We start from the raw sequence: 11,587 nt of genomic DNA, 5'->3' as shown, positions 1-11,587 counted from the left end.
CGTACAAGTCGCAGAACCAGGCGCTGCGCCACGCCGGCATCCACAACCACGCCCGCGTCAACATCGAGTACGTCGATTCCGAGACGCTGACCACCGACAACGTGAACCAGCTCGCGCGCTACGACGCGATCCTGGTGCCCGGCGGCTTCGGCAAGCGCGGCGTCGAGGGCAAGATCCTCACCGCCCAGTTCGCCCGCGAGCACAAGCTGCCCTACCTCGGCATCTGCCTGGGCATGCAGGTCGCCACGATCGAGATCGCGCGCCACAAGGCCGGCCTCGCCAACGCCAACAGCACCGAGTTCGAACCCGACACGCCGAACCCGGTGATCGCGCTGATCGACGAGTGGCAGGACGCCGACGGCTCGATCCAGACGCGCAACGCGAACTCCGACCTTGGCGGCACGATGCGCCTGGGCGCGCAGAGCTCCGACGTGATGCCCGGCACGCTCGCGCACGAGATCTATGGCGACGTGGTCAACGAGCGCCACCGCCACCGCTACGAGGCCAACGTCAACTACCTCGACCAGCTGCGCGAGGCCGGTCTCGTGATCTCGGCGCTGACGCAGCGCGAGAAGCTCACCGAGATCGTCGAGCTGCCGCGCGCGGTGCACCCGTGGTTCATGGGCGTGCAGTTCCACCCGGAGTTCAAGTCGACGCCGTGGGAAGGCCACCCGCTGTTCCGCTCCTACATCCAGGCCGCGCTCGCGCACCAGACCGCGCGCAGCGAGCAGCCGCAACCCGAGAAGGCCGCGGCATGAAGCTCTGTGGATTCGACGCCGGCCTCGACAAGCCCTTCTTCCTGATCGCCGGCCCCTGCGTCGTCGAGACCGAGCAGTTGCAGCTCGACGTCGCCGGCCAGCTGAAGGAAATGACGGCCGCGCTCGGCATCCCGTTCATCTTCAAGTCGAGCTACGACAAGGCGAACCGCTCGTCGGGCACCTCGTTCCGCGGCCCCGGCATGGAGCGCGGGCTGGAGATCCTCGCCAAGGTCAAGCGCGAGATCGGCGTGCCGGTGCTGACCGACGTGCACAGCACCGAGGAGATCGAGCACGTGGCGTCGATCGTCGACGTGCTGCAGACGCCGGCCTTCCTGTGCCGCCAGACCGATTTCATCCGCGCCGTCGCGCAATCGGGCAAGCCGGTCAACATCAAGAAGGGCCAGTTCCTCGCGCCCGGCGACATGAAGAACGTCATCGACAAGGCCCGTGCCGCCGCGCGCGAAAAAGGCCTGCCGGAAGACAGCTTCATGGCCTGCGAGCGCGGCGCGAGCTTCGGCTACAACAACCTCGTCAGCGACATGCGCTCGCTGGCCATCATGCGCGAGACGAAGGCCCCGGTGGTGTTCGACGCGACCCACTCGGTGCAGCTGCCCGGCGGCCAGGGCACGAGCTCCGGCGGCCAGCGCGAGTTCGTGCCGGTGCTGGCGCGCGCGGCCATCGCGGTCGGCGTGGCGGGCGTCTTCATGGAGACGCACCCGAACCCGGCCGAGGCCTTGAGCGACGGCCCGAACGCGGTGCCGCTGAAGCGCATGAAGGAGTTGCTGACCACCTTGGTGGAACTCGACCGCATCACGAAGAAGAACGGCTTCCTCGAAGCCGATTTCAACTGACCGCCAGAATCACCCTAGCAGTAGTCGAAAAAAACCTGAAGGAAGATTGAATGAGTGCCATTGTTGACATCGTCGGCCGCGAGATCCTCGACAGCCGCGGCAACCCGACCGTCGAATGCGACGTGCTGCTGGAATCCGGCGTGATGGGCCGCGCCGCGGTGCCCTCGGGCGCCTCCACCGGCTCGCGCGAGGCGATCGAGCTGCGCGACGGCGACAAGAACCGCTACCTCGGCAAGGGCGTGCTGAAGGCCGTCGAGCATGTGAACACCGAGATCAGCGAGGCCGTGCTCGGCCTCGACGCCTCGGAGCAGGCCTTCCTCGACCGCACGCTGATCGACCTGGACGGCACCGAGAACAAGAGCCGCCTGGGCGCCAACGCGACGCTGGCCGTCTCGATGGCGGTGGCGCGTGCCGCGGCCGAAGAGAGCGGCCTGCCGCTGTACCGCTACTTCGGCGGCTCGGGCGCGATGCAGATGCCGGTGCCGATGATGAACGTCATCAACGGCGGCGCGCACGCGAACAACAGCCTCGACCTGCAGGAGCTGATGATCATCCCGGTGGGCGCCCCGAGCTTCCGCGAGGCGATGCGCTACGGCGCCGAGGTGTTCCACGCGCTGAAGAAGATCATCAACGACAAGGGCATGAGCACCGCGGTCGGCGACGAAGGCGGCTTCGCGCCGAGCGTCGCGAGCCACGAGGCGGCGATCCAGCTGATCCTGCAGGCGATCGACAAGGCCGGTTTCACCGCCGGCGAGCAGATCGCGCTCGGCCTCGACTGCGCGGCCAGCGAGTTCCACAAGGACGGCAAGTACGTGCTGAGCGCCGAAGGCCTGACGTTGAGCGCGCCGGAGTGGACCGACATCCTCGCGACCTGGGTCGACAAGTACCCGATCATCAGCATCGAAGACGGCATGGCCGAAGGCGACTGGGACGGCTGGAAGCACCTCACCGAGCGCCTGACCCACAAGGTGCAGCTGGTCGGCGACGACCTGTTCGTCACCAACACGAAGATCCTGAAGGAAGGCATCGACAAGCGCATCGCGAACTCGATCCTGATCAAGATCAACCAGATCGGCACGCTGACCGAGACCTTCGCGGCGATCGAGATGGCCAAGCGCGCCAACTACACCGCGGTGATCAGCCACCGCTCGGGCGAGACCGAAGACTCGACGATCGCCGACATCGCGGTCGGCACCAACGCCGGCCAGATCAAGACCGGCTCGCTGAGCCGCTCGGACCGCATGGCGAAGTACAACCAGCTGCTGCGCATCGAAGAAGACCTGGGTGACGTGGCCAGCTACCCCGGCCGCGCCGCCTTCTACAACCTGCGCTGATCCGGGCCCGTGCGCCTCGTCACCCTCGGCCTCATCGCGCTGCTGGCCCTCGTCCATGTCGAACTGTGGTTCGGCAAGGGCGGCGTGCCGCGCGTGATGGAGCTGCAGGCGAAGCTCGACCAGAAGAAGGGCGAGAACGACGCGGCGCGCGCGCGCAACGAGCGCCTGGTCGCCGAGGTCAGCGACCTGAAGGAAGGCCTCGAGATGGTCGAGGAGAAGGCGCGCTTCGAGCTCGGCATGGTCAAGCCGGACGAGATCTACGTCCAGGTGTCGACGGCCAAGCGCTGATCCCGATCTCGTGATGGATGCCCTGCTGCAAGCGCTGCAGCCGCTGTTCGCTGCGGCCTTCACGCTGTGGGGCTCGCCCGTCACCTGGGTCGAGGTGATCGCCTTCGTGCTGGCGATCGCGATGGTCGTCTGCAACATGCGCGTCAACCCGCTCGGCTGGCCGCTGGCGATCGTCAGCTCGCTGCTCTACGTCGCGCTGTTCCGGGACAGCAAGCTCTACGGCGATGCGAGCCTGCAGGTGTTCTTCGCGCTGGTCGCCGGCTGGGGCTGGTGGCAATGGCTGCGCGGCACGCAGGGCGATGGGCGTGCGCTGCGGGTGCGTTCGCTGGGCCCGCGCGGCCGGCTGGCCGTGGTCGTCGCGACGTTCGCGCTGTGGCCGGCGCTCGGCTGGTTCCTGAAGCGCTTCACCGACACCGACGTGCCCTGGTGGGATGCCTTTCCCACGGCCGCGAGCGTGGTCGGGCAGTGGCTGCTCGGCCGCAAGTACGTCGAGAACTGGCCGATGTGGGTGGTGGTCAACACCGTCAGCATCGGGCTGTTCGCGTACAAGGGGCTGTGGCTGACGGTGGTGCTGTACGTCATCTTCGTCGGCATGTCGTTCGCCGGCTGGCGCGCGTGGCGCCGGGTGGAGCAGGCCGGGTGAGCCGCGCAAGCCACGTCATTGCGATCGTCGGGGCCGAGAGCACCGGCAAGACGACGCTCGCCGGCGAGTTGCAGGCGGCCCTGCAGCGTGACGGGCGCTCGGTCGCCCTCGTCGGCGAATACCTGCGCGAGTTCTGCGACCGCCATGCGCGCACGCCGCGCATCGACGAGCAGGCCGGCATCGCGCAGGAGCAGTCGCGCCGCATCGCCGCGGCCGCCGCGACGCACGACATCGTGATCGCCGACACCACGGCCTTGATGATCGCGGTCTACAGCGAGCAGGTGTTCGGCGATCGCAGCCTGTACGACAGCGCGATCGAGGCCCAGCGCCGCTGCGCGCTGACGTTGCTGACGGCGCTCGACATCCCGTGGCAGGCCGACGGCCTGCAGCGCGACGGACCCCAGGTGCGCGAGCCGGTCACCGCGCTGGTGCGCGCGGCGCTGGCGCGCGGCGGGCTCGGCTATTCGGTGGTGGCCGGCACCGGGCCGGCGCGGCTGTCGCACGCGCTGCTGGCGGTGCGGCATGCGCTGCTGGAACCGTCGGTGCTCGACGAGGCCCGCGCGAACCCGCGCTGGCAATGGCTGTGCGAGCGCTGCGGCGATGCGGAGTGCGAGCGACACCTGCTGCCGCGCTGACACGCCGCCGGGTTCAGGTCATCGTCCCGGCGATCACGACGACCACGATCACGACGCCGATCGTCAGGTTCACCGCCACCCAGTCGCGAATCGCCTTCAACGCAGCGCCACCGGCCGCCCAGTCCTGCGCGGCGCTCGCGCGCTGCACGCGCTTGAACAGCGCGAAGCGGATGTGGCCGAAGATCGCGACCATCAGCAGCCCGAGCCCGGCCATCACGCTCCATTCGAGCGGCATGTTGAACGGCCCGCCGGTCGCCTTGGTGGTCGACGCAACGCGCCCCACCATCCAGCCGCCGCTCAGCACGGTGACGAGCGCCACCCACAGCACGATGCCGAAGAAGCGTTGCAGCACCGACTGCATCAGCGGCACGCGCTCGGCCGGCGGCAGCTGCGCCGCGCCCGGCCGCAGGCAGAACAGCGTGAAGAACATGCCGCCGAGCCAGATGATCACCGACAGGAAGTGCAGCGCTTTCAGGCTGGCGTAGAGCATCGTGGCGTCCTTTGTTCAGTTCAGCGTCGTGCTGCCGGGCGGCTGGTCGCGGGGCAGCGTGAACAGCTCGCCGACATCGACCGCGTCGAAGTGGTACTTGATGCCGCAGAAGTCGCAGCCCACCTCGACCCGGCCCTGCTCGGCGACCACCCCGTCGACCTCCTCGCGGCCCAGCCCCTTCAGCATCGCACCGACGCGCTCGCGCGAGCAGGTGCACGCGAAATGCGGCCCGAGCTCGCCGGTCATCGGCGGGAAGCGGCGCACGGTCTCTTCCCAGAACAGCCGGCGCAGCACGGTGTCGGCATCGAGCGTCAGCAACTCGTCGGCGGTGAGCGTCGAGGCCAGGTGCGAAATGCGGTTGTAGGCCTCGTTCAGGCCGATCTCGTCTTCGTTGCGGCGGCCGGCGAGGTTGCCCTCGCCCTCGATCGGCAGGCGCTGGATCAGCAGGCCGGCGGCCACCTCGTCGTTGGCCGCGAGGATCAGCCGCGTGTCGAGCTGCTCGGACTGCAGCATGTAGTGCTCCAGCACGTCGGCCAGCTTCTGCAGCGGCTCGCCGCTGTCGCCGTGCAGCGCGACCACGCCCTGGTACGGCTGCTGCCCCGGGCCGCGCGGCTTCGGGTCGAGCGTGATCGCGCAACGGCCCTTGCCACCGGCGTTGACCATCGCGGCCAGGCGCGCGTCGGGCGCCACCTCGCCGACCACCTTCGCGGTGACGCGGAACGCAAGGTCGGACTGCACCTCGGCCACCGCCAGCTTGACCGGCCCCTCGCCGAAGATCTGCATCACGAGCGAGCCTTCGAACTTGATGTTCGACTGCATCAGCACCGCCGCGGCCGACATCTCGCCGAGCAGCGCGCGCACCGCGGGCGGGAACGCATCGGATGCCGTGCTGCGCCGGCGCAGGATCTCGACCCAGGAATCGGTCAGGCGCACCAGCATGCCGCGCACCGGCAGGCCTTCGAACAGGAATTTGTGCAATTCGCTCATCAGCTGATTTCTTTCAGCCCGGCTTGGTAGCGGCGGGCGTTCTCGACATAGTGGGCGGCGCTCTTCTCGAGCCCCTGCATCTGTTCGGGCGACAGCTGGCGCACCACGCGCGCCGGCGTGCCGAGGATCAGCGAGCCGTCCGGGAAACTCTGGCCCTCGGTGACCAGCGCGCCGGCGCCCACCAGGCAATGGCGGCCGATCTTCGCGCCGTTCAGCACGACGGCCTGGATGCCGATCAGCGAATGATCGCCGATCGTGCAGCCGTGCAGCATGGCCTGGTGGCCGACCGTCACGCCCTCGCCGACCGACACCGGAAAGCCGGCATCGGCATGCACCACGCTGTTGTCCTGGATGTTGCTGCCGCGGCCGATCGCGATGCGCTCGGTGTCGCCGCGGATCACGACGCCGAACCAGACGCTCGCGTCGTCGCCCAGGCTGACGTTGCCGATCACGCGGGCGCTGTCGGCCACCCAGGCCGACGCGGCGATGTCGGGAGACAGCTCCCCCAGTTGGTAGACGGCCATGGCGATCGCCCGAAATGCACAGCCTATGATTCTAGGGATGAACCCGCGACAGCGCGCCCTGGAGGTCTTGAGCCTCCGAGACCCCACCGAGAAGGCGGCCGCGGCGCGGGCGCTCTTCGAGCAGCTCGATGCCGCGTTGATCGATCCCGACGAAGCCATCGCGGTGCCCACGCAGCTGCCCGGCCGGCCCGACCGCCCTCGCCTCGTGCCCCCGAAGGAGGTGGCGATGCGCTCGGCCTTCACGCCCGAGGGGCGTGCGTCGCTGCTGCACGCGATCGCGCACATCGAGTTCAACGCGATCAACCTGGCGCTCGATGCGGCGTTCCGCTTCGCCGGCATGCCGGTGGCCTTCTATGCCGACTGGCTGCGGGTGGCGAGCGAGGAGGCGCTGCATTTCTCGCTGCTGCGCGAACACCTGCGCAGCGGCGGCCACGACTACGGCGATTTCGATGCGCACGACGGCCTGTGGCTGATGACGCAGCGCACCGCCGGTGACGTGGTTGCACGCATGGCGCTGGTGCCGCGCACGCTGGAGGCGCGCGGGCTGGATGCGACGCCGCCGCTGCAGGCCAAGTTCCGCAAGGCCGGCGACGCGCGCACGGTCGAGATCCTCGACGTGATACTGCGCGACGAGATCGGCCACGTCGCGATCGGCAACCACTGGTACCGCTGGCTGTGCCGGCGCGACGGGCTCGACCCGATCGCGCACTACGCGGTGCTGGCGCGCCAGTACGAGGCACCGCGGCTGCGGCCGCCGTTCAACCGCGAGGCACGCGAAGCGGCGGGGTTCAGCGCAGAGGAGCTGGCGTACCTGAGCCAGCCGTGACCACCGCCGGCTCCGCCACGAACCACCGCTTCAACCCGAGGAAGTGCTTCTCGAACAGGTGGTACGACGCCATCGCGAGCGCGAGCGTGACCAGCGTGCCAGCCACGATGTAGCCCAGCGCCAGCGCCGGGCTCGCATGCTCGTACAGCCCGAGCGACTGCAGCAGCGGCTTGCCGGCCAGGTCGTGCAGCGGCTTGTGGAAGATGTACATCGCATAGCTGTAGCGGCCCAGCATGCGCAGCGGCGCAGCACGCAACCAGCCGACCCAGCCGTTCGCCGCCACGGCATCCCCCGCGGCCGCAGCGACCACGCCGAGCGCGAAGACCACCGCCAGCACGCTGTAGCCGAGCGTCTGCCCGAGCACCGAGGTGCGCGGATAGCCATGCGTCACGACGAAGCCGATCGCCGCCAGCACCAGCGCGCCGACGATCAACCGCTGCCGCAACGCGATCGCCCGCGCCGGCGCGCCCGGCAGTTGCAGCCACGCCGCCGCCGCGCCACCGATCGCCAGCGCATCCAGCCGCGTCACRGTGAACGAGTACACCGGGTCCGGCCCCAGCCCGGCCGCCAGCATGCCGATGCGCACGCCGAGGATCGCCACCGCGATCGCACCGCACCAGCGCAGCACCTGCGCAGCCGAGCGCCGGTGCACCAGCAAGGGCCACAACAAGTAGAACTGCTCCTCCACCGCAAGCGACCAGAAATGCGGGAACGCATGCGTCGCGCCACCGTAGGGGCCCGACCAGTTCGACAGGTACAGCCACAGCCACGCCTGCTGCGGCCGGTCGACCTCCCAGCGCGCCGGCATCGCGCCCAGCGCCGGCAGCACGATGAAGGCCACCGCCAGCGTCGCGTAGTACAGCGGGAAGATCCGCAGCAGCCGCCGCCCGAAGAAGGCGGAGTAATAGTTCGGCGCGTCCTGGGTCTGCAGCAGGATGCGCGTGATCAGGAAACCGCTCAGCACGAAGAACAGCTGCACGCCGACCCAGCCCAGGTCGAACGCGAGTTCGAACACGCGGCCGACCAGGCCGGACGGCCCTTCGAGGATCTGGAAGTTGTGGCACAGCACCAGCACGATGGCCAGGCCGCGCACGCCGTCGAGCGCGGGCAGGTGCTGCGGAATGMGCGCAGCAGGAGGGGAATTCATGGGGAACGTTCCGGGGTCGAGGCCGTTTGTAGCATCGCGCCGCGCCGCGCGACACCCCGTATCCACGGGCCGCACCGTCCGCCGGGAACCCGGATCGACCGCGGGCGGAAACCGGTTTCGGCAGGCTTACACTGCAGCGGCCCGCGACTTGCTAGCTCGCGGACCCAACCATCCCGTTCTCACACAACAGACCACCCCAGGGGTATCCATGACAGCATTGAACACCCGTCGCTTCCTGCAAACGGCCGGCCTGGCCGTCGCCGGCCTGCTGCTCGCTGCCTGCAGCAAGCAGGAGCCCACCGCCGCCGCACCGGCCGCCTCGGCGCCGGCCGCCGTCGCTTCCGCACCGGCCCCGGCGCCCGCCAAGGTCTACGTCGTCGGCACCGACGCGGCCTACGCACCGTTCGAATCGCAGAACGAGAAGGGCGAGATCGTCGRCTTCGACATCGACGTCGTCACCGCCATCGCGAAGCAGGCCGGCATCGAGGTGAAGTTCACCAACACGCCGTGGGAAGGCATCTTCAACACGCTCGGCCAGGGCGACCGCGACCTGCTGGTCTCGGCCATCACGATCACCGACGAGCGCAAGCAGACGATGGATTTCGCCGGCCCGTACTTCGACGCGCAGCAGCTGATCGCCGTCAAGAAGACCTCGAAGATCTCGAAGTTCGACGACCTGAAGAAGCTGAAGGTCGGCGTGCAGACCGGCACCACCGGCGACGAGGTCGTCAGCAAGCTGCAGGGCAAGACCAGCACCAACATCAAGCGCTTCGAGTCGACCCCGCTCGCGCTGAAGGAGCTGGAAGCCGGCGGCGTCGATGCGGTCGTGGCCGACAACGGCGTGGTCATCAACTACGTCGCCAACAACGCCGACAGCAAGTTCAAGACGGTCGCCGACAAGGCCTTCGCGCCCGAGCAGTACGGCATCGCGGTCAAGAAGGGCAACGCCGAGCTGCTCGGCAAGCTGAACAAGGGCCTGGCCGACATCAAGGCCGACGGCACCTACGCCCAGATCTACACGAAGTACTTCGGCGCTGCGGCTGCGGCCGCGCCGGCCGCTTCGGCTGCCTCGAAGTAAACCCGCGCCGAGCCGGTCATGGATTTGCGCTGGGGCATTCTGGCCGGCTACGGGCCGCTCTTCCTGTCGGGCCTGTGGACGACGATCCTGCTGACGCTGATCGCGATCGGCGCCGGGCTGCTGCTCGGCGTCGCCCTCGGGCTGGTCAGCAGTTCGCGCGACGCGCCGCCGCCGAAGTCGGCACCGGCGCGCTGGTTCCTGGCCGGGCTGCGCTCGCTCACGCTGGCGTACGTGACCTTCTTCCGCGGCACGCCGCTGTTCGTGCAGATCTTGCTGGTGCACTTCGCGCTGATGCCGGCGCTGATCCACCCGGACGGCGGGCTGCTGCTGAGCGGCGAGGCGGCGCGCGAGTTCCGCCAGAACCACGGCGCGTTCTTCTCCGGCGCGCTCGCGCTGACACTGAACGCCGGCGCCTACATCTCCGAGATCTTCCGCGCCGGCATCCAGAGCATCCACCTCGGGCAGACCCARGCCGCCTACAGCCTGGGCCTCACGCACCCGCAGGCGATGCGCTTCATCGTGCTGCCGCAGGCCTTCCGCCGCATGATGCCGGCGCTGGTCAACGAGGGCATCACGCTCATCAAGGACTCGTCGCTGGTGTCGGCGATCGGCCTGGCCGAGCTGGCACTGGCCGCACGCACCGTGGCCGGCACCTATTCGCGCTACTGGGAGCCCTACCTCGCGATTTCGGCGCTGTACCTCGTGCTGACCTTGCTGCTCTCGATGCTGGCCAAGCGCCTCGAAGCCCCCGCGCACTTGCGCGGGCGCTGAGCGCTGCGGCTTCGGCCGCGCGTCAATGTCGTTTGATGACAACGTTTCGGGCGGCGTTTCGCGTGTTCGAGCCTTCGGTTTTCCATATCGAAGCTTCCGCCGCATAACATTTGCGTCTTGCACCTTCAAGACAAAAGCAATGGGTGCAGCAGATACACGCCATCCCCAACCCCAAGGAAAAGCATCCATGAAACGCTCCCTCATCGTCGCCGCCGTGGCCACCGTTGCCGCCGGCGCCTCGTTCGCACAAAGCAGCGTCACCATCTACGGCCGCCTGAACGACTCGATCGAAAACCAGAAGACCGGCGACGCCAAGAAGACCGTGCTGCAGAACAATGCATCGCGTATCGGCTTCAAGGGCGTCGAGGACCTGGGCGGCGGCCTGAAGGCCGGCTTCCAGCTGGAACATGGCTTCAACTCCGACACCGGCGTCGCCGCCGCTTCGTTCTGGGGCCGTCAATCGGAAGTGTTCCTGCAGAGCGCCACGCTGGGCACGATCCGCCTGGGCAATTTCACGAGCGAGTCGTACTACGCGACGGCCGACTACGTGAGCATGCACAACCATGACACCGGCACGTCGGAAGACAAGCTGTACAACTACGTCATGCGCGACACGAACAAGGTCGCCTACCGCGCGCCCGAGTTCGTGAAGAACCTGTCGCTGGAAGCGGCCGTGTCGGCACCGGAAGGCGCTACGGGCGCCGAGAAGGCCTATGACTTCGCTGCCAACTACTCGGTCGGTGACCTGGCACTGGGCGCCGGCTTCTCGAAGAATGCCGACGACAAGCAGTTCGCCATCCGCGCGCTGTACACGGTCGGCGCCTTCACGTTCGGCGGCTACTACCAGCGCGCGATGCTGGACAGCAGCTACGCCGGCGACGGCAAGATCAACACGGTCCGCCTGTCGGGCATGTACGCCATGGGCGCTTCGGAGTTCCACCTGAACTTCGGCCTGGCCGGCAAGGTCGACGGCATTGCCGACACCGACGCCAAGCAAGCCACCGTGGCGTACAACTACAACCTGAGCAAGCGCACCAAGGTCTACACCTTCTACACGAAGGTCGACAACAAGCCGCAAGCCACGTACTTCCCGAACGGCGCCACCACCAAGGGTCTGGATTTCAGCTCCTTCGCAGTGGGCATCCGCCACAACTTCTGATCTCCTGAGCGCGGCGCGAGCCGCGCCCAGCAGCGAAACGGCCTGTCGAAAGACAGGCCGTTTTTGCTTTCAGCCGAGGAAGTAGCGCTTCAGGCC

At 68.2% G+C, this 11,587-nt stretch carries 14 protein-coding genes; 10 read left to right on the top strand and 4 right to left on the bottom strand.

Going from position 1 to position 11,587, the window contains the following annotated elements; genetic code table 11:
* The 6 genes from AC1DXV_RS24660 to AC1DXV_RS24635 form a co-directional block, all read left to right on the top strand.
* The coding region (locus AC1DXV_RS24660) for a glutamine amidotransferase-related protein (RefSeq protein WP_477936017.1) at positions 1–758 on the top strand (758 nt) is incomplete at its 5' end.
* On the top strand, positions 755–1,609 hold the full coding sequence (gene kdsA, locus AC1DXV_RS24655) for a 3-deoxy-8-phosphooctulonate synthase (RefSeq protein ID WP_477865029.1): 855 nt from the start codon (positions 755–757) through the stop codon (positions 1,607–1,609). The genes AC1DXV_RS24660 and kdsA, both read left to right, overlap by 4 nt.
* Positions 1,610–1,659: 50 nt before the next feature.
* A complete protein-coding gene (gene eno / locus AC1DXV_RS24650; protein ID WP_477936015.1) occupies positions 1,660–2,943 on the top strand; it encodes a phosphopyruvate hydratase in 1,284 nt (427 codons plus the stop codon).
* Positions 2,944–2,952: 9 nt separating this feature from the next.
* On the top strand, positions 2,953–3,231 hold the full coding sequence (gene ftsB / locus AC1DXV_RS24645) for a cell division protein FtsB (RefSeq protein ID WP_047594663.1): 279 nt from the start codon (positions 2,953–2,955) through the stop codon (positions 3,229–3,231).
* Positions 3,232–3,244: 13 nt separating this feature from the next.
* Positions 3,245–3,874, top strand: coding sequence for a nicotinamide riboside transporter PnuC (pnuC, locus tag AC1DXV_RS24640; protein ID WP_477865027.1), 630 nt, complete (start codon positions 3,245–3,247; stop codon positions 3,872–3,874).
* Positions 3,871–4,509 (top strand): AAA family ATPase, encoded by a 639-nt coding sequence (locus tag AC1DXV_RS24635; protein WP_477865026.1) that lies wholly within the window; start codon positions 3,871–3,873, stop codon positions 4,507–4,509. Before pnuC ends, AC1DXV_RS24635 begins: the two co-directional genes overlap by 4 nt.
* Positions 4,510–4,522: 13 nt before the next feature.
* On the opposite strand, the gene AC1DXV_RS24630 is transcribed toward AC1DXV_RS24635, so the two are convergent.
* Genes AC1DXV_RS24630 through AC1DXV_RS24620 form a run of 3 tightly spaced genes read right to left on the bottom strand, consistent with a single transcriptional unit; the run spans position 4,523 to position 6,510 of the window.
* Positions 4,523–4,999, bottom strand: a complete 477-nt coding sequence (locus AC1DXV_RS24630; protein ID WP_477865025.1) for a CopD family protein — start codon at positions 4,997–4,999, stop codon at positions 4,523–4,525.
* A gap of 15 nt (positions 5,000–5,014) precedes the next feature.
* Positions 5,015–5,986, bottom strand: coding sequence for an Hsp33 family molecular chaperone HslO (gene hslO, locus AC1DXV_RS24625; protein WP_477865024.1), 972 nt, complete (start codon positions 5,984–5,986; stop codon positions 5,015–5,017).
* Entirely contained in the window at positions 5,986–6,510 is a 525-nt protein-coding gene (locus tag AC1DXV_RS24620) for a gamma carbonic anhydrase family protein (protein WP_477865023.1), read from the bottom strand. Before AC1DXV_RS24620 ends, hslO begins: the two co-directional genes overlap by 1 nt.
* Before the next feature lie 37 nt (positions 6,511–6,547).
* On the opposite strand from AC1DXV_RS24620, the gene AC1DXV_RS24615 reads away from it, so the two are divergent.
* Entirely contained in the window at positions 6,548–7,336 is a 789-nt protein-coding gene (locus AC1DXV_RS24615; protein ID WP_477865022.1) for a ferritin-like domain-containing protein, read from the top strand.
* Here AC1DXV_RS24615 and AC1DXV_RS24610 read toward each other — a convergent pair.
* Positions 7,299–8,483, bottom strand: a complete 1,185-nt coding sequence (locus AC1DXV_RS24610) for an acyltransferase family protein (RefSeq protein ID WP_477936013.1) — start codon at positions 8,481–8,483, stop codon at positions 7,299–7,301. The two genes, AC1DXV_RS24615 and AC1DXV_RS24610, sit on opposite strands and share 38 nt — an antisense overlap.
* 208 nt (positions 8,484–8,691) lie before the next feature.
* Between AC1DXV_RS24610 and AC1DXV_RS24605 the strand changes: the two genes are divergently transcribed.
* From AC1DXV_RS24605 to AC1DXV_RS24595, 3 genes are all read left to right on the top strand, one after another.
* Positions 8,692–9,561, top strand: a complete 870-nt coding sequence (locus AC1DXV_RS24605) for a basic amino acid ABC transporter substrate-binding protein (RefSeq protein ID WP_477936011.1) — start codon at positions 8,692–8,694, stop codon at positions 9,559–9,561.
* Positions 9,562–9,579: 18 nt separating this feature from the next.
* A complete protein-coding gene (locus AC1DXV_RS24600; RefSeq protein ID WP_477865019.1) occupies positions 9,580–10,332 on the top strand; it encodes an amino acid ABC transporter permease in 753 nt (250 codons plus the stop codon).
* A 187-nt stretch (positions 10,333–10,519) separates the two neighbouring features.
* Positions 10,520–11,491, top strand: a complete 972-nt coding sequence (locus AC1DXV_RS24595; protein ID WP_477865018.1) for a porin — start codon at positions 10,520–10,522, stop codon at positions 11,489–11,491.
* Positions 11,492–11,587: the final 96 nt, after the last annotated feature.

The organism is Rhizobacter sp. P3_C12 (assembly GCF_056402735.1).
This window is presented reverse-complemented; position numbering and strand designations above follow the sequence as displayed.

Coding starts and splice junctions, on each gene's coding strand:
- kdsA (WP_477865029.1), top strand. CDS start 755: ATGAAGCTCTGTGGATTCGACGCCGGCCTCGACAAGCCCTTCTTCCTG.
- eno (WP_477936015.1), top strand. CDS start 1,660: ATGAGTGCCATTGTTGACATCGTCGGCCGCGAGATCCTCGACAGCCGC.
- pnuC (WP_477865027.1), top strand. CDS start 3,245: ATGGATGCCCTGCTGCAAGCGCTGCAGCCGCTGTTCGCTGCGGCCTTC.
- AC1DXV_RS24630 (WP_477865025.1), bottom strand. CDS start 4,999: ATGCTCTACGCCAGCCTGAAAGCGCTGCACTTCCTGTCGGTGATCATC.
- hslO (WP_477865024.1), bottom strand. CDS start 5,986: ATGAGCGAATTGCACAAATTCCTGTTCGAAGGCCTGCCGGTGCGCGGC.
- AC1DXV_RS24620 (WP_477865023.1), bottom strand. CDS start 6,510: ATGGCCGTCTACCAACTGGGGGAGCTGTCTCCCGACATCGCCGCGTCG.
- AC1DXV_RS24615 (WP_477865022.1), top strand. CDS start 6,548: ATGAACCCGCGACAGCGCGCCCTGGAGGTCTTGAGCCTCCGAGACCCC.
- AC1DXV_RS24595 (WP_477865018.1), top strand. CDS start 10,520: ATGAAACGCTCCCTCATCGTCGCCGCCGTGGCCACCGTTGCCGCCGGC.